Below are 17320 nucleotides of genomic sequence, written 5' to 3' on the forward strand. Positions count from 1 at the left end.
GCTCACAGCATCTCCAACTGAGGCTCACTGCAGGAAGCGCCCCATCATCACGTCGTCCACATACGCCCCGTCCAGCCAGAACTCCTCCGGCTGGACCCCCTCCACCACGAAGCCCTCCGACTCGTACAGCTTGCGGGCCGGGGTGTTGTGGCCCAGGACGCGCAGGGTGATGCGGCGGGCACCACGCTTGCGCGCCTCGTCGACGACGGCCCGGATCAGCGCCCGGCCGACGCCCTTGCCGCGGGCCTCTTCGGCGACGGCGAGCCCCTGCACCTGCCGCACATGCGTGTTGGCGGCGAGCGGCGTGGGGAAGCCCAGCCGGACATAACCGAGCAGGCGCCCGTGGCGCTCGGCGACCAGACAGTCGCCGGCCGGGTGACGCTCGTCGAAGAAGGGCGCGTAGGGCGGCTCGGCCCGGGGGGTGACCGCGTGCAGGTGTGACCAGGTGTCCCGGTCGAGCCGGCCGAGTTCCTCCTCGTCGTCGGGCAGGGCAGTGCGTATGTAGGGCTGGTACGGCTCACGCATGACATTCACTGTACGAGGGGGATACGACAACGCCCGGAGCGGTGGCGGAGGATGGGCGCATGGAACGTAGGCGAATCGCGGTGGCCGGTGCGTCCGGTCTCGTCGGCAGTGCGCTGGTGCGGTCCCTGACCGCGGACGGGCATGAGGTGGTGCGGCTGGTGCGCCGGTCGGCCGGGGACAGCGGCGAGGTCTGCTGGGATCCGGAGGGCCAGTACGTGGACGCGGCCGGGCTCGTCGGGTGCGACGCCGTGGTCAATCTGGCGGGGGCCGGGATCGGCGACCACCGCTGGACGGACGCGTACCGCAAGAAGATCCGCGACAGCCGGGTCCTCGGCACGGCGGCGCTCGCGGAGGCCGTCGCCTCGCTCGACGTGCCGCCACGGGTCTTCGTGAACGGCAGCGCGATCGGCTTCTACGGCGACACCGGCGAGCGCGCGGTCGACGAGGAGGCGCCTCCCGGGGACGGCTTCCTACCCTCGCTGTGCGTGGAGTGGGAGGAGGCGACGGCCGCCGCGCAGGAGGCGGGCGTACGGACGGTGTTCGCGCGGACGGGGCTGGTGGTGGCCCGCGAGGGCGGGGCCTGGGGCAAGCTGTTCCCGCTGTTCAAGGCCGGGCTCGGCGGGCGGATGGGCAACGGGCGGCAGTACTGGTCGTTCATCTCGCTGCACGACGAGGTGGCCGCGATCCGGCATCTCATCGACACCGACGGTCTGTCCGGGCCGTTCAACCTGACCGCCCCGCAGCCGCTGACCAACCGTGAGATCACCGCGGCGATGGGGCGCGTGCTGCGCCGGCCGACGCTCTTCGCCGTGCCGGCGCCGGCCCTGCGGCTGGTGCTCGGCGAGCTGTCGGGGGACGTGCTGGGCAGCCAACGGGTGCTGCCGACGCGACTGTTGGAGTCGGGCTTCCGGTTCGCGTTCCCGGACATCGAGGGAGCGATCCGCGCGGCGACGTGACACACTGCGACCGTATGCGACCGCTGTGCGACCGTGCCCTGCGTATGCGCGACCTCCCTTGACCGATCACGGCCCTAACCTCGACCAGAACCCGGGTATCCCCGAAGTCCGTTGGGGGCATGACGTCCCCACCGGCCGCTCAACGTCGAGGAGGGGCACGTGCTTGAACCCGCGTATCAGGCGGACGTCGTCGCCGATGTCGTAGCGGAAGTCGTCATCGTGGGAGCCGGGGTCGCCGGACTCTCGGCAGCGCATCGGCTGACCAGCGCCGGAGTAAGGACCGCGGTCCTGGAGGCCGCCCCTTACGTCGGCGGCCGGATGTCGACCGAGAAGGTCGACGGCTTCCGACTCGACCGGATCGGCCAGCTCCTCTCCACGTCGTACCCCGAACTGACCCTGACCCCAGGGCTCGACGCGCTCGTCCTGCGCCCCTTCGCGGCGGGCGTCCTGCTGCACAGCGACGGGCGCCACCATCGCGCGGGCGCCCCGGCGGCCGGAGGGAGCACGAAGGGCGCACTCCACACCGTGCGCGCCCTGGCAAGCGCCCCCCGGATCACGGCCACGCCCTCGGGCGCCCCCCTGGGCACCGCCGTCGACCAGGCCCGGCTCACCGCGGCCCTCGCCCGCATCGCCGCCACGCCCGTCGACCGCCTCCTGGCCCGCGCCGAGTCACCGGCCCGCCGGACCCTCGCGGCACGCGGAGTCCCGGCCCGCACGATCGCCGGGTTCCTGCGCCCCCTGCTCGCCGCCCTGCTGTGCGACCCGGAACTCACCACGTCCAGCCGGTGCGCCGACCTGGCGCTGCGCGCCTTCGCGAGCGGCCACCTGTGCGTGCCGGAGGGCGGCGCCGAGATGCTGCCGGAACTGCTCGCCCGCTCCCTGCCGCCCGGCACGGTCCGCACGGGCGTCCGCGTCACCGCGGTCTCCACGACCTCGGTGACCACCGCCGAGCACGGCGAGATCCCCTGCCGCGCAGTCCTCCTCGCGACCGACGCCCGCGCCGCCGCCGACCTCCTCCCCGGCCTGCGCGTACCGGACTTCCACCCGGTGACGGTGGTCCACCACACGACGGACGAGCCCCCGACCACAACCGGCGCGTCGCTGTTGCTCGACGCGGACCGCGGCGGCCCGGTAGCGCACACGGCGGTCATCAGCCGGGTGGACCCGACCCGCGCCCCCGCAGGCCGCGCCCTGATCTCCTCGACCGTCCTGGGCCCTCCCCCACCGGACGTCGAAACCGCCGTACGCACCCACCTGTCCCGCCTCTACGCCACCTCGACCACCCGCTGGGAAACCCTCGCCGTCCACCACACACGAGAGGCGGTCCCGGCGATGCGCCCCCCGCACGACGTGCGCCGCCCGGTACGCCTCCTGGCAGGCCTGTACGTCTGCGGCGACCACCGCGACACCAGCACGGTCCAGGGCGCCCTGCACTCGGCCCACCGGGCGTCGACGGCGATCCTGCGGGACCTGGGAGCGGCGGGCTCGATGCACAGGGCGGACCCGCTCCCCACAGCACGGGCCGCCTGAAACCCCCTACCCCAGCGCAGCGACCTTGTCCCGATACCCCCGCACAGGCGCCGCGTCCTTGTACGGCTCCAACCTCCGCTCGAAGTCCCGCACATACTCGACCGCACGAACGGACCGCATCTCCGCGGCGGCGCCGGCCGCCTCCGCCCCCAACTGGCAAGCCTGGTCGAGCTCGCCAAGGCCCAACCGGGCGGAGGCGAGCACAACCCGGCAGAACAACCGACTGCGAGCGAAGGCGGGCGCACGCAACTGCAGGGAGCGCTCCGCATGCTGGGCGGCCGCCCGGAACTGCTGAAGGTCACGATGCGCGTGCCCGAACTCGTCGGCCATCTGCGCCTCGTCGAAGAACCGCGCCCAGTACGGCACGTCGTCCCCGGGCCGGGCCGCCTCCAAGGACCGCTCGGCCCGCACGAGCGACGCCGTACAGGCCCGCACCTCACCGAGCACCCCGTGCCCACGCGCCTCGGCGGCATGCAGCAGCGCCTGCACGACGGGCGGCCCGGTCGTCCCGACCCCCTGCTGCGCCACACGCGCGAGCTGCACGGCCTCCCGCCCGTGCCCGAGATAGACGGCCTGTCTGCTCATGGTCACGAGCACATAGGAGCCGTACGCCCGGTCCCCGGCCGCCTGCGCGAGCCGCAACGCCTGCACGAAGTACCGCTGCGCGAGTCCGTGCGCGGCGATGTCGTACGAGGTCCAGCCGGCGAGCCTGGTCAGGTCGGCGGCGGCGGCGAAGAGGCGGCGGCCCGTCTGTTCGCCGTAGGTGCCGCGCAGCATGGGCTCGGCCTCGTGTTCCAGGTAGCGGACGAGGGCCTGGCGGGCGTGGCCGCCGCCGTAGGCGTTGTCGAGGGTGCGGAAGAGCTCGCCGACGGAGCGCAGGGCGGCGATGTCGCCGCCGGTGACCTTCTGTCCGGGGCCGCGTTCGGCCTGGCCCCGCTGGCGGGGTACGGCCGGGCGGCCCTGCGGGGGTACGCGGGCCGGGGGTTCGCCGCGGCTCACCTTCTCGTCGGCGCGGCCGATCAGCCAGTCCCGGCTGGGGACGACCAGGCCGGCCGCGGTGAACGCGATCTTGCGGAGCTCGGCATGACTGCCGGAGTCCTTGCGCCACAGCCCGCTGACGATGTCGACGGCCTCTTCCGGGGTGCCCGCGAATTCGAGGCCCGCGTAGACGGGCGCGCAGGCGTCGAGGCCGAGGTCCTGGGCGGTGAGGCGGCGCCCGAGCCGCCGGGTGAAGACCTCGGCGATGAGCGCGGGCGTCGTCCCTCTGGGCTGCTGCCCGCGCAGCCAGCGGGTGACCGATGTCTTGTCGTATCTGAGATCGAGTCCGTGTTCGAGGCCGAGCTGGTCCACGCGACGGGCGAGACCTGCGTTGGAGAACCCCGCTTCTGCGATGAGCGCGGCGAGCTGGCGATTGGGAGTGCGCTGCGCGGGTCGTTCCGTCATCTGCGGTGCGGTCTCCTGCCTTCCAGGCACGTGACGTGCCTGGATTGCCTGTGAGCAGCCCTTATGGCCTCTGTGAACGGCGCGAATGTAGCGGAGAGTAAGCACCCGGTCGCACGCTTCGCCGCCCATTCATCCGATCGTGTGAGGATTGGCCCCAGAGCTGACGGGCATCGAGCGGACGTACAGTGGCTTGAGCCCATTACGTGCCTGACACACCGACCTGCGAGGAGGCACTTGCCGTGAGCGAGTTGCGGTTCGTCCGTATGGGATTCGGCGCGGACGCCGTCGAGTACCAGGAGGCCTGGGACGAGCAGCGCCGGGTGCACGCGGCGCGGTTCGCGGACGAGGTCCCCGACACGGTCCTGCTCCTGGAGCACCCCCCGGTCTACACGGCGGGCCGGCGCACCGCGGACAACGAGCGCCCCCTTGACGGCACCCCGGTCATCGACGTGGACCGCGGCGGCAAGATCACCTGGCACGGTCCGGGCCAGCTGGTGGGCTACCCCATCCAGAAGCTCCCGCGCCCGGTGGACGTGGTGGCGCATGTACGACGCCTGGAGGACGCCCTGATCCGCACGTGCGCGGAGTTCGGCCTGGAGACCACCCGGGTCGAGGGCCGCAGCGGGGTGTGGGTGCTCGGCGATCCGGTGGAGCGGCGCCCGCTGCTCGGCGGCTTGTCCCTGGACTTCGACCCACGCCTGCAGGACGAGGAGTTCGACCCCCGTCTCAACGGCCCCGAGTACGCCCCCTCCAACGCCGGCCAGCGCCGCGAGGACCGCAAGATCGCGGCGATCGGCATCCGCGTCGCCAAGGGCGTCACGATGCACGGCTTCGCGCTGAACGTGAACCCCGACAACAAGTGGTTCGACCGCATCATCCCGTGTGGCATCCGCGACGCCGGCGTCGCCTCGCTGGCGGCCGAGCTGGGCCGCGACGTCACGATCGACGAGGTCCTGCCGGTGGCCGAACGGCACCTGAAGGACGTACTGGAGCATGCGGAACTGAAGCCGCGGGAGATCGAGCGGGCGTCGGCGTAGTCCTCGCAGCCCTACGGGAATGGGCCCCTGTTCCCCAGGGTTGGCCCATCTCGGAGACCAAAACTCACGGGCGTACCCTGGTGTACGCCGAAGAATCGAAGTTACAGGGAGCCCATCGTGTCCGCAGTCGCACCCGACGGACGCAAGATGCTGCGCCTGGAGGTCCGGAACGCCCAGACCCCCATCGAGCGCAAGCCCGAGTGGATCAAGACCCGGGCGAAAATGGGTCCCGAGTACACGAAGATGCAGGGCCTCGTCAAAAGCGAGGGCCTGCACACGGTCTGCCAGGAAGCCGGCTGCCCCAACATCTACGAGTGCTGGGAGGACCGCGAGGCGACCTTCCTCATCGGCGGCGACCAGTGCACCCGGCGCTGCGACTTCTGCCAGATCGACACCGGCAAGCCCGAGGCGCTCGACCGCGACGAGCCGCGCCGCGTGGGCGAGTCCGTGGTCACGATGGACCTCAACTACGCCACGATCACGGGTGTCGCGCGCGACGACCTGGAGGACGGCGGCGCCTGGCTGTACGCCGAGACGGTCCGCCAGATCCACGAGCAGACGGCCGCCCGCGAGGCCGGCCGCACCAAGGTCGAGCTCCTCGCCCCCGACTTCAACGCGGTCCCGGAGCTGCTCCGGGAGGTCTTCGCCTCCCGCCCCGAGGTCTTCGCGCACAACGTCGAGACGGTCCCCCGCATCTTCAAGCGCATCCGCCCCGGCTTCCGCTACGACCGCTCCCTCAAGGTCATCACCGAGGCCCGCGACTACGGTCTGGTCACGAAGTCGAACCTGATCCTCGGCATGGGCGAGACCCGCGAGGAGGTCAGTGAGGCACTCCGCCAGCTGCACGAGGCGGGCTGCGAGCTGATCACGATCACCCAGTACCTGCGCCCGTCGGTGCGCCACCACCCCGTGGAGCGCTGGGTCAAGCCGCACGAGTTCGTTGAGCTGAAGGAGGAGGCCGAGCAGATCGGTTTCTCCGGTGTCATGTCCGGTCCGCTGGTACGTTCGTCGTACCGCGCCGGTCGGCTGTACCAGATGGCCGTCGAGAAGCGCGGTGCGTACGTCGCCTCGCAGGCCGTCTGAGCTGACGTACCGTCACTTCCCTTGCCCCGTACGGCTCCACGCCATGAGGGCAAACGTGTGAATTCGCGCACAAGCAGCTACCCGTGAGTAGTAAGTGCTGCCGACGCGGCCCTGAACGTCCTCGCAGGTGAGGGCACCCATCAGGGCCGCGTCAGTGTTTTCGGCCTCCGCATCAAGGCTTCATTGGCGTTTGACCGGTCGGTCACGCCCTGGTAACACCAATCAGTGACCCTGGACTCACGCCACGTAGACCCGCAGCCGTTCCGAGGGGGGACCTCCACCATGCAGGCCGCACCCGTCAGCGCCACCGCGATCCCGTCCATCACCGACGCACTCCGCGCCGTCGAGTCGCTGCTCATGAGCAGCGGTCAGCGCACCGCCCGCCGCAACGCCTGGACCTCCGTCCTGGAGGACCGCCGCCGCGCCAAGGACCGGGTCGAGGCGCAGCGCGTCCTGGAGCAGAGCCTCGTCGGCCGCCCCTGACCCCGTCTCTCCCCTTCCGCCGGGCACTGCCGTCGTCGGCGCTCCCGGCGCCACGTAGACTGCGTGACATGGCGAGGAAGGACACGGCAGCGGACGACGCTGCGAACCCCGGGCGACTCAAGCAGATCGCTCTGACCTACAAGATGACCCGCAGGGCCGACAAGAAGATCGGTCTTGTACTCGCGGCTGTCGGAATCGTCACCATTGGTGTCTTCCTCGCGATCGGCTTCTTGATCGGGCACCCCATCTATCTGGGCATTCTCGGACTCCTGCTCGCCTTCCTCGCGATGGCGATCGTCTTCGGACGCCGGGCCGAGCGGGCCGCCTTCGGGCAGATGGAGGGACAGCCCGGCGCCGCCGCGGCCGTGCTCGACAACATCGGCCGAGGCTGGACGACGACCCCCGCGGTGGCGATGAACCGCAGCCAGGACGTGGTGCACCGCGCCGTCGGCAAGGCCGGCATCGTCCTGGTCGCCGAGGGCAACCCGAACCGGGTGAAGACCCTGCTGGCCGCCGAGAAGAAGAAGATGGCCCGCATCGTCGCGGACGTACCGGTGCACGACATTCTCGTGGGCACGGGCGAAGGCCAAGTCGAGCTGAAGAAGCTCCGCACGGCCATGCTGAAGCTGCCGCGCGTACTGGCCGGCCCCCAGGTGACCGCGACCAACGACCGGCTGCGCGCGATGGGCGACCTGATGAGCAACATGCCGGTGCCGAAGGGTCCGATTCCCGGCCGTGGCCTTGGCGGCCGTCCCCCCCGGACGCCGCGAGGATGACACCAGGCCTCACCCCCTGGCGCTCATCTCCATGAGCGTCAGGGGGTGAGGTGTTCTTCCCATGAGGCGGGCGAACGCCGGCGGTTCACACGAGGTGGGCGAAGACCACCAGGTTGTCGGTGTAGTCCTTCACGGCACGGTCGTATTCACCAGCGCAGGTGATCAACCGAACCTGGGCCTGAGGGGTGTCGGCGTACACGCGCCGGTCGGGGAAGTTGTCCTTCGCGAACGTCTCGACGCTGTCGACCACGAAGGAGGCCGTGCGCCCGTCGGCCCTTTCGACGGCGAAGCGGTCCCCCTTCTTCAGCTCGCTGAGGCCTGCGAACACCGCGGGGGACGTTGTCGTGTCGACATGCCCGGCGATGATCGAGGTACCCGCCTCTCCCGGGGACACGCCGTCGGCCTGCCAGCCGACCAAGTTCACGTTGTCGGCGGGCGGGGGGTCAAGCCGCCCCGAGGGGCCGATGGCGAGGTCGACGAAGGGGGCATTCACCGAGATCTCCGGGATGAGCAGCCGCGTCGGCCTGGCCCGCGGCAGATGCTTTCCCGTCGGCGGCGCGGCCAACGACGGCGACGGCGGCGCGAGCGCCGCTGCGGCCCGCGGCGCAGGGGAGGCATCGGACGGCTCGTCATGACCGCCGAACAGGCTCAGGGCCAGGAGGACCAGGATTCCGACGGAACACACGATCAACGTCACGCCTGGGCTGTAGCGCTGCCCGGACGGCACGGACTCAGTCTCAGCAGGGGAAGGCAACCGGGCTGCCATCGGGCACCACCTCACTAGATCACAGCAGAGCGGGGAACAGCACAAAGGAAAGACAGCCGGGCCGCCGCAATGTGCTCAGGCGGCGGCCGCGGCTGCTATGACGGGCATCGGTCAGGACACGCCGTCGGCGACACTCTTGCGGCGCATCGCATACGCACCCGCGGCGCCGACCGCCAGGACCGCCAGCCCGCCGGCCGTGACACCCGGCGTCGCGAGCCCGCCGCCACCGGTGTGCATGCCACCGCTGGGCTTGTCGTGCTCGGAGCTCCAGGAGTCCTTGCCCTTCTCGCCGTCCTTCTTGCTCCCGTCCTTGGTCCAGTCGTCTCCGCTGACCGCGGTCAGCGCGCCGCCACCGGTGTGCACGCCGCCGTGCGGCTTGCCGTGCTCGTCCTTGCCCTTCTCGCCGTCCTTCTTGCTCTCGTCCTTGGTCCAGTCGTCTCCGCTGATCGCGGTCAGCGCGCCGCCACCGGTGTGCACGCCGCCGTGCGGCTTGCCGTGCTCGTCCTTGCCCTTCTCGCCGTCCTTCTTGCTCTCGTCCTTGGTCCAGTCGTCTCCGCTGATCGCGGTCAGCGCGCCGCCACCGGTGTGCACGCCGCCGTGCGGCTTGCCGTGCTCGTCCTTGTCCTGCTCCTTGCTGTAAGAAGAGTCACCGTTGTCCCAGTCGCCCCCGATGGCGGCATAGGCGCCGGGAGCAGCGATCGCGAGAGCGGCCGTAGCCGTCGCGGTAGCGAGGAGAATGCGGGCAGAGCGCATCGTAGAAGTCCTTCCGCCGCAGCCAGGCAGCTGACACTTTGTCAGCTCGGGAGACCCGGCCCCGACGTGATCCACCGTCAGCCAGACCTGCCCTACGCACCACTCGAGCCGCCCACCCGGCCCCACCCGCGACCACACCACTCCAGCGTCCAACCGCTCCCCCAGGACGAGCCAGAGATCCCTGACCAGGCATTTCGCCATGGAACAGCAGTCACCCCCCGGCCCGCACCGCGCTGTGCGTACAACCCGATCGGCCGCAACCCGACTGCGCACGCCCTCCCTCAAACGCTCCAACTGTCCGCCCGTATCAGAGAAGGTGTCACCGTCCCTGAGAGGTGCCACAGGAGAGCTGACGAACAGTCCGATGAACGCCTGCCCCGCGAGCGGCGCCCGGCCGCTCACGGGCGCCAGGGCCGCACAACATGGATGCGCGCGCACGGCGCCAATCCCCTGACAGCACCTCAGCAGTCCTGTCCAGGACGGTGGGTGCCGCGCTCGGGCGCCCGCAACAGGCGCTCCACCAACTCCCGGGGAATCTTGCGAAGGGCGAGCAGTCCGCTCGGGCAACTCACGCTCGCCGTAAACTACTTGACCGCCAAGCTCGAGCCGCGGAGCCGGCGAGAACAGGGCAGGGCGCCGAGGACGAAGGCATCGTCCCCGGCGCCCTGCCGGCAGAGTACGCCGCCAACCCAAGCAACTGTCGCTCCGAGGGCGGCGAGTGGAGTTGTCAGTCCCGGTCCAGGACCGCCGCGAGGGCCTCCCGCAACGCCGTTTCGGGATCCGCTGACGGTCCTTCGGAACGCCACGCGACGAACCCGTCAGGGCGGACCAGCACCGCACCGTCTGCGGTGACGCCGTGGACCTCTGCCCAGTCCATGTCGCTCGCGGGGGACAGCTCCGAGTCGGGCCCGCTGCCGATCCGGTACGAGTCGAGCGGCACGGACAGCCGTTCCGCGACGCCCGTCGCCGCGGTGTGCCAACCGCCGGCGTCGCCCCCGGAGCTCAGGAGCACCAGGGACCGTTCGTAGAGGTCGAGGGTGGAGATCCGGGTGCCGGCGCGGTTCAGCCACATGTGGGGCGCCCGGCTCCCGGGCTCGCCCGTCAATCGCAGGCCGTCGGGCACCACCGGCATCGCCGGATCGGCACCCAGGACCGCGCCGTGCGGATAGCGGTAGCCCAGTGCCACGTTGAGGATTCCGCCCTTCTTGCCCGCGGGCCCACCGGCTCCGGGGCCGGGGGTGTACCCGGGGTGGCTGTGCTCGACCGATCGCGACGAGGCGCGGGCACTCGTCGCCTCCGCGACCGGCCGGCGCTCCGCGTCGTACGACTTCAGGAGACCGGGGCCGGCCCAGCCGCCCAGCACGGCGGCCAGCTTCCATGCGAGGTTGTGCGCGTCCTGAATACCGGTGTTGGAGCCGAACGCCCCGGTGGGGGACATCTCATGGGCCGCGTCACCGGCCAGGAACACCCGGCCGTCCGCGTACCGTTCGGCGACCCTCTCGGCGGCGTGCCAGGCGGCTCTGCCGGTGATCTGCACATCGAGATCCGGCACCCCCGTGGCCCGCCGGATGTGTTCCGTGCACCGCTCGTCGGTGAACTCCTCCAGCGTCTCGCCGTGTTCGGGGTGCCAGGGGGCGTGGAACACCCAGCGCTCCCGGTTGTCGACCGGCAGGAGGGCCCCATCGGCATCCGGGCTGGTCAGGTAACAGACGATGAAGCGCCGGTCACCGACGACGTCCGCGAGGCCGCGGGAGGTGAAGGTGACGCTCACGTTGTGGAACAGGTCGCCCGGGCCGCTCTGCCCGAAGCCGAGCTGCTCGCGGATAGGGCTGCGCGGACCGTCCGCCGCGACGAGGTAGTCCGCTCGAATGGTGGTGTGCTCGCCCGTGTCCCGGCTCTTGACCCGCGCGGTCACCCCCTCGGGGTCCCGCTCAAACGACATCAGCTCCGTGGAGTACCGCAGGTCTCCGCCCAGCTCCCGAGCGCTCTCCAGCAGCACCGGCTCGAGGTCGTTCTGGCTGCACAGGCACCACCCGCCGGGGCTGAAGCGGGCGAGCCCGCCGCCGGGGTCGATCTCCTTGAACAGCCACTCGCCGGCATCGCCCACCAGGGTCGGCGTCTGCAGGATGCCGTGATTGTCCGCCAGGACCGACGCGGCCTCCTCGATGCGCCGCTGCACCCCGGCCACCCGGAACAACTCCATCGTGCGCACGTTGTTGCCGCGCCCGCGTGGATGAATCGAGGTGCCCGCGTGGCGCTCGACGAGTGTGTGCGGCACGCCGAGACGCCCCAGGAACAGGGAGGTGGACAGGCCCACCAAAGAGCCACCGACGATGAGGACGGGCGTGTGGTGACCGACCTCGTCGGCCTCTTCCGATTGGTTCATTGTTTGCCTCCAGCGGCACCTGCGACGCGAGTCGGGGGATGGGATGCAGATCCCATCCCCCGTACGGACCGTTCCGTGCACTCGGGGCACCCGGATGGCACGCGGTTCACTCGTCCGCCCTGCGGGGCTCGCGCACACCGGGGCTGCCGTTCACGATCGGCTCATGGCGACCCCGGCCTTTCGGACACGGCGGTCGTTCCAGACCTTCCGTGAAGAAGAGGAGAGGTGCGCCGGATGACCATCTCGGGACGTATATCGCAGTCGGTGTTCGACGGCTCCAGGCTGCGGGTGATCCTGCTGCTCGATCTGTACGAAGGGGCCCAACAGCAATTCCTCGACGCATACGAGCACATGCGCAAGCAGGTCGCGTCCGTCCCCGGTCACCTCAGTGACCAGCTCTGCCAGTCGATCGAGAACCCCTCGCAGTGGCTCATCACCAGTGAATGGGAGAGCGCCCCGCCCTTCCTCGCGTGGGTGAACAGCGAAGAGCACGTGGAAACCGTCAAGCCGATGCACAGCTGCGTCCGGGACACCCGGTCGATGCGCTACAGCATCCTCCGCGAGACGAGCCCTGCTCAGCCGCTCACGCCGGAGTCGGCGAAAGCGGACATGCAGGTGGCGGCCCGCGTGGGCGACGGTGTCGCACGCCACGCCCTCACCTTCACCGTCAAACCGGGCTCCGAATCGAAGGTCGCGGAGCTCCTGGCCGGGTACAAGTCCCCGCAGGCCCAGGTCGACGACACCACGCGGCTGCGCCGCACCTCGCTCTTCATGCACGGCAACCGCGTCGTGCGGGCCGTGGAAGTACAGGGCGATCTCCTCGCGGCACTGCGCCACATCGCACGCCAGCCCGAGGTGCGGGCGGTCGAGGAGGCCATCAACCCGTATCTGGAACAGGACCGGGACCTGACCGACCCCGATTCGGCGCGGGTCTTCTTCACCCGGGCCGCGCTCCCGGCCGTGCACCATGTGGTGTCCGGTCGGCCGGAACCCGGTCACCTGCGGCGTCACGCGCTGTACTACCCGGCCAAGGCAGGCCGCGGGATGGAGATGGCCCGGTTGCTCGCCCAACAGGACGAGGCCGCGGCGGACGACCCGAACAGCCCGGTGTACGGCAGCACCGTCTTCCAGCGCGACGACATCGTGGTGCGCCTCATCGACATCACGGGCGAACTCGACACCGACCCCGTCGCCTCCCTCGGCCTCAAGAACGGCGCGGAGCTCGAGCACCTCCTCGATGGTGCCGCGATCGGGGTCGAGGGCTCCCTGAAGACGGACCGCAACATCAACCGGCTCCTGACGCACGCCGACATGATGCCCATCACCGACCGCAGCTCGGCGGATTCCTGACGGACAACCGCGGCGGAGTCCGCGGCCGTTCCCCCGGCCGTCACTGCCACACCCGGAGGTATCAACCATGATCAAACAACGTCCACGCATCGTGGACCTGAGCGAGACGGAACCCAACCGCAGGCGCGGAGGTGACCTGCGGGCCATGCTCACACCCGCCACGGTGGGTTCGACCAGCGGCTTCATGGGCCTCGCCATCGTTCAGCCCGGCGAGCGCATCGGCGAGCACTACCACCCGTACTCCGAGGAGTTCGTCTACGTCGTCACAGGCGCGCTCGCGGTGGACCTGGACGGCGACACGTACGCGCTCCAGCCCGATCAGGGCCTGTTGATCCCGATCAACATGCGGCACCGTTTCCGCAACGTCGGCGACGTGGAAGCCCGCATGGTCTTCCACCTGGGCCCGCTCGCCCCACATCCGAGCCTCGGCCACGTGGACACGGAGGTGACCGACGGCACCGTACACAGCCCCGAGTGCGCCGCCGCCGGGCCGGCCCCGTCTGCGCCGGACCACGGACAGCCGTCCGAGCGAAGTGGGGCCATAAAGTGACCCGGCGGGTGGCTGTCACCGGTATCGGTGTGGTCGCTCCGGGCGGTATCGGGGCGACAGCGTTCTGGGACCTCCTCGCAGGCGGCCGTACCGCTACCCGCGGCATCACGCTGTTCGATCCGGCGGGCCTGCGCTCGCGCATAGCCGCCGAATGCGACTTCGACCCGCTCGCGCACGGCCTGGACCCGGAGCTGATCGAACACGCCGACCGGTACATCCAGTTCGCCGTGGTCGCCGCCGGAGAAGCCGTACGCGACTCCGGACTCGACACCGGCAGGGAAGACCCCTGGCGCATCGGAGTCTCCCTGGGCAGCGCCGTCGGCGGCACCACCCGTCTGGAACACGACTACGTCCTGGTCAGCGAGGGAGGGCGGCGGTGGGACGTGGACCACCGCGCGGCCGACCCGAAACTGCACATGGCGTTCTCGCCCAGCACGCTCGCCTCGGTCGTCGCCGAGCAGTTCGGTTCCCACGGCCCGGTGCAGACCGTCTCCACCGGCTGCACTTCCGGACTCGACGCGGTCGGCTACGCCTTCCACACCATCCAGGAGGGCCGGGCCGACGTCTGCATCGCCGGGGCCTCGGACTCGCCGATATCACCGATCACCATGGCCTGCTTCGACGCCATCAAGGCGACGTCACCCACGAACGACGACCCCGAACACGCCTCCCGGCCCTTCGACGCCCACCGCAACGGCTTCGTGATGGGCGAAGGCGCTGCCGTGCTCGTCCTGGAGGAATACGAGCACGCCCGTGCCCGCGGCGCGCACGTGTACTGCGAGATCAGCGGCTACGCCACCTACGGCAACGCCTACCACATGACCGGTCTGACCAGCGAGGGGCTGGAGATGGCCCGGGCAATCGACACCACGCTCGATCATGCCCGCCTCGACGCCTCGCAGATCGACTACGTCAACGCGCACGGCTCGGGGACCAGACAGAACGACCGGCACGAGACCGCCGCGGTGAAGCGGTCCCTGGGCCCCCACGCCTACGACACGCCCATGAGCTCCATCAAATCCATGGTGGGGCATTCACTCGGCGCGATCGGCGCGATCGAGGTGGTTGCCTGCGTCCTTGCCCTGAAGCACCAGGTGGTGCCGCCGACGGCGAACTACGAGACCCCCGACCCCGAGTGCGATCTGGACTACGTGCCGCGCACCGCACGCCCGCGGAAGCTGAAGAACGTGCTCTCCGTCGGCAGTGGATTCGGCGGCTTCCAGTCCGCGGTGCTCCTGACCGGGCCGGGTGGGAGGACACGATGAGCACTCAGCGCCCCCGGCGCGCGGCCGTCACCGGGATCGGTGTGATCGCGCCCAACGCAGTACGTGTCGACGCGTACTGGAAGTCCGTCAGGGAAGGCCTCGGCGTGCTGGACCGGATCACCCGCGAGGGGTGCGAGCACCTGCCGCTCCGCGTCGCGGGCGAGGTCCGGGCCTTCGACGCCTCGGCACTCATCGAGGAGCGTTTCCTGGCCCAGACCGACCGGTTCAGCCACTTCGCCATGGCCGCGGCCGCACTCGCCCTCGACGACGCCGGCCTCGGCAGCGGTGACCCCGCGGAGCCGCACTCGATCGGCGTGGTCACCGCTGCCGGGTCCGGAGGCGGCGAGTTCGGGCAGCGGGAACTTCAGAAGCTGTGGGGCCAGGGATCCCGGTTCGTCGGCCCGTACCAGTCCATCGCCTGGTTCTATGCCGCCAGCACCGGCCAGATCTCCATCCGGAGCGGCTTCAAGGGACCGTGCGGAGTGGTCGCGAGCGACGAGGCGGGCGGCCTGGACGCCATCGCGCACGCCGCCCGAGCTGTACAGCGCGGCGACGCCGGCGCGGTCGTCGTCGGTGCCACGGAGGCGCCCCTCGCCCCCTACTCGATGGTCTGCCAGCTCGGATACCCCGAGCTCAGCACCGTCGACGACCCCGACCGCGCCTACCGCCCCTTCACCGCGGGAGCCTGCGGCTTCGTGCCCGCGGAGGGCGGCGCCATGCTCCTTCTGGAGGACGAGACCCGCGCCCGCGACCGCGGAACGGCCATCCGGGCCATCGTGGCCGGACATGCCGCCACGTTCACCGGCGCCTCCCGCTGGGAGCGGTCCAGGGAGGGGCTCGCCCACGCGATCCGTGGCGCCCTCGACGAGGCCGACTGCGCCCCGGAGGAGATCGACGTCGTGTTCGCCGACGCCCTGGGCGTACCGGAGGCGGACCGCGCCGAAGCGCTGGCCATCGCCGACGCCCTGGGAGCGCACGGTACCCGCGTACCCGTCACGGCACCCAAATCCGGAATGGGCCGGGCCTACTGCGCGGCGCCCGTGCTGGACACCGCGGCCGCGGTGCTCGCCATGGAACACGGCCAGGTACCCCCCACCCCCAACGTGTTCGACATCTGCCACGACCTCGACCTGGTGATGTCTCGCGCTCGCCCCGCCGAGCTGCGCACGGCCCTGGTCCTCGGCAGGGGACTCATGGGCTCCAACGCGGCGCTGGTAGTGCGCCGCGGCGGCGACTCCGCCCGGTAGGACCGGGCGGGAAGGAGAACACACGCATGATCACCACCGAAGTGACCTTCGACGAACTGGCCACGCTGATGAAGAAGGCCGGAGTCACCGTCGACCCCCATGCGCTCGAGCAGGCGGCGGATACCCCCTTCGGCTCCCTCGGCCTCGACTCGCTCGGCCTGCTCGGCATCGTCGGCGAGTTGGAGAACCGGTACAGCCGACCGCTTCCCCCCGACGCGGAGCGCTGCAAGACGCCCCGTGAGTTCCTCGACCTCGTCAACAGCACCCTCAAGGCTGGAGCCTGAAGTGGCAGGACACACCGAGAACAGCATCACCATCGACGCCCCTCTCGACCTCGTCTGGGACATGACCAACGACATCGAGCACTGGCCGCAGCTCTTCAGCGAGTACGCGTCCGTCGAGGTGCTCTCCCGCGACGGGGACACGACGACCTTCCGCCTGACCATGCACCCGGACGAGTCCGGGAAGGTCTGGAGCTGGGTCTCGGAACGGATCGTGGACCGCGGCCAGCGGACCGTCCGGGCCCGCCGCGTCGAGACGGGACCCTTCGCGCACATGAACATCCTGTGGGAGTACACGGAGATGCCGGGCGGCATCCACATGCGCTGGGTGCAGGACTTCGCGATGAAGCCCGACGCTCCGGTCGACGACGCCTGGATGACGGACAACATCAACCGCAACTCCCGCACGCAGATGGCCCTCATCCGGGACCGGATCGAGCAGGTCGCCCGCGACCGCCGGAACGCGCCCGTCATGCCCGGCTGATCGCCGGCTCAGGAAGGACACTCGATGCACCACGCCCTGCTCGTCGCCCGCATGGCGCCCAATTCGGCGTCGGCCATCGCCGACGTGTTCGCCGCCTCCGATCGGGGTGAACTCCCGCACCTGGTCGGCGTCACCCGGCGCAGCCTCTTCCAGTTCGGCGACGTGTACCTGCACCTCATCGAAGCCGAACAGGACCCGGCGCCCGCCATCGCGAAGGTGGCCGGGCACCCCGAGTTCCGGAGCGTCAGCGAGAAACTGTCGGCGTACGTCAGCGCGTACGACCCCCAGACGTGGCGCAGCCCCAAGGACGCCATGGCGCACTGCTTCTACCGCTGGGAGCGGGACGCCGGCTCCTGAGCGAGCGCCCGGAGAAACCCGAGGCCGCCCGCTCCGCGTCTGTCGCGG

The 17320-nt window shown here is 70.6% G+C and carries 18 protein-coding genes; 13 read left to right on the forward strand and 5 right to left on the reverse strand.

Annotated features, from left to right (window positions below):
• Positions 1-24: 24 nt before the first annotated feature.
• Positions 25-525, reverse strand: coding sequence for a GNAT family N-acetyltransferase (locus AC5DRG_RS14680; protein ID WP_491810931.1), 501 nt, complete (start codon positions 523-525; stop codon positions 25-27).
• Between the two features lie 59 nt (positions 526-584).
• Here AC5DRG_RS14680 and AC5DRG_RS14685 point away from each other — a divergent pair, with 59 nt between their 5' ends.
• A complete protein-coding gene (locus AC5DRG_RS14685) occupies positions 585-1481 on the forward strand; it encodes a TIGR01777 family oxidoreductase (protein WP_491810932.1) in 897 nt (298 codons plus the stop codon).
• Positions 1482-1640: 159 nt separating this feature from the next.
• Positions 1641-3011 (forward strand): NAD(P)/FAD-dependent oxidoreductase, encoded by a 1371-nt coding sequence (locus tag AC5DRG_RS14690; RefSeq protein ID WP_491810933.1) that lies wholly within the window; start codon positions 1641-1643, stop codon positions 3009-3011.
• A gap of 6 nt (positions 3012-3017) precedes the next feature.
• Here AC5DRG_RS14690 and AC5DRG_RS14695 read toward each other — a convergent pair whose 3' ends face one another.
• The gene (locus AC5DRG_RS14695) at positions 3018-4454 is read right to left on the reverse strand and encodes an NsdA family TPR-like regulatory protein (protein WP_491810934.1); all 1437 of its coding nucleotides are present in this window, start codon (positions 4452-4454) and stop codon (positions 3018-3020) included.
• 239 nt (positions 4455-4693) lie between these two features.
• On the opposite strand from AC5DRG_RS14695, the gene lipB reads away from it, so the two are divergent.
• From lipB to AC5DRG_RS14715, 4 genes are all read left to right on the forward strand, one after another.
• Positions 4694-5491 (forward strand): lipoyl(octanoyl) transferase LipB, encoded by a 798-nt coding sequence (gene lipB / locus AC5DRG_RS14700; protein WP_491810935.1) that lies wholly within the window; start codon positions 4694-4696, stop codon positions 5489-5491.
• Positions 5492-5608: 117 nt separating this feature from the next.
• Complete coding sequence (gene lipA, locus AC5DRG_RS14705; protein ID WP_491810936.1) at positions 5609-6574, forward strand: lipoyl synthase; 966 nt, start codon at positions 5609-5611, stop codon at positions 6572-6574.
• A 282-nt stretch (positions 6575-6856) separates the two neighbouring features.
• Complete coding sequence (locus tag AC5DRG_RS14710) at positions 6857-7057, forward strand: SCO2195 family GlnR-regulated protein (protein WP_491810937.1); 201 nt, start codon at positions 6857-6859, stop codon at positions 7055-7057.
• A 68-nt stretch (positions 7058-7125) separates the two neighbouring features.
• A complete protein-coding gene (locus AC5DRG_RS14715) occupies positions 7126-7833 on the forward strand; it encodes a DUF4191 domain-containing protein (RefSeq protein ID WP_491810938.1) in 708 nt (235 codons plus the stop codon).
• A gap of 85 nt (positions 7834-7918) precedes the next feature.
• Here AC5DRG_RS14715 and AC5DRG_RS14720 read toward each other — a convergent pair whose 3' ends face one another.
• From AC5DRG_RS14720 to AC5DRG_RS14730, 3 genes are all read right to left on the reverse strand, one after another.
• Positions 7919-8599, reverse strand: a complete 681-nt coding sequence (locus AC5DRG_RS14720) for a class F sortase (RefSeq protein ID WP_491810939.1) — start codon at positions 8597-8599, stop codon at positions 7919-7921.
• 111 nt (positions 8600-8710) lie between these two features.
• The gene (locus AC5DRG_RS14725; RefSeq protein ID WP_491810940.1) at positions 8711-9352 is read right to left on the reverse strand and encodes a hypothetical protein; all 642 of its coding nucleotides are present in this window, start codon (positions 9350-9352) and stop codon (positions 8711-8713) included.
• Between the two features lie 727 nt (positions 9353-10079).
• Entirely contained in the window at positions 10080-11738 is a 1659-nt protein-coding gene (locus AC5DRG_RS14730) for an FAD-dependent oxidoreductase (protein ID WP_491810941.1), read from the reverse strand.
• 234 nt (positions 11739-11972) lie between these two features.
• Between AC5DRG_RS14730 and AC5DRG_RS14735 the strand changes: the two genes are divergently transcribed.
• The 7 genes from AC5DRG_RS14735 (at position 11973) to AC5DRG_RS14765 (ending at position 17272) form a co-directional block, all read left to right on the forward strand.
• Positions 11973-13088 (forward strand): SchA/CurD-like domain-containing protein, encoded by a 1116-nt coding sequence (locus tag AC5DRG_RS14735; RefSeq protein ID WP_491810942.1) that lies wholly within the window; start codon positions 11973-11975, stop codon positions 13086-13088.
• A gap of 67 nt (positions 13089-13155) precedes the next feature.
• On the forward strand, positions 13156-13638 hold the full coding sequence (locus AC5DRG_RS14740) for a cupin domain-containing protein (RefSeq protein ID WP_491810943.1): 483 nt from the start codon (positions 13156-13158) through the stop codon (positions 13636-13638).
• On the forward strand, positions 13635-14903 hold the full coding sequence (locus tag AC5DRG_RS14745) for a beta-ketoacyl-[acyl-carrier-protein] synthase family protein (RefSeq protein ID WP_491810944.1): 1269 nt from the start codon (positions 13635-13637) through the stop codon (positions 14901-14903). Before AC5DRG_RS14740 ends, AC5DRG_RS14745 begins: the two co-directional genes overlap by 4 nt.
• Positions 14900-16150 (forward strand): beta-ketoacyl synthase N-terminal-like domain-containing protein, encoded by a 1251-nt coding sequence (locus AC5DRG_RS14750; protein WP_491810945.1) that lies wholly within the window; start codon positions 14900-14902, stop codon positions 16148-16150. The genes AC5DRG_RS14745 and AC5DRG_RS14750 overlap by 4 nt, the downstream gene beginning before the upstream one ends.
• Before the next feature lie 26 nt (positions 16151-16176).
• Positions 16177-16434 (forward strand): phosphopantetheine-binding protein, encoded by a 258-nt coding sequence (locus AC5DRG_RS14755; protein ID WP_491810946.1) that lies wholly within the window; start codon positions 16177-16179, stop codon positions 16432-16434.
• A gap of 1 nt (position 16435) precedes the next feature.
• Positions 16436-16915 carry an SRPBCC family protein gene (locus AC5DRG_RS14760; protein ID WP_491810947.1) on the forward strand — a complete coding sequence of 160 codons (480 nt, stop codon included), beginning with the start codon at positions 16436-16438 and terminating at the stop codon, positions 16913-16915.
• Positions 16916-16939: 24 nt separating this feature from the next.
• Positions 16940-17272, forward strand: a complete 333-nt coding sequence (locus AC5DRG_RS14765; protein WP_491810948.1) for a TcmI family type II polyketide cyclase — start codon at positions 16940-16942, stop codon at positions 17270-17272.
• Positions 17273-17320: the final 48 nt, after the last annotated feature.

The organism is Streptomyces sp. JLBG701 (assembly GCF_058544905.1).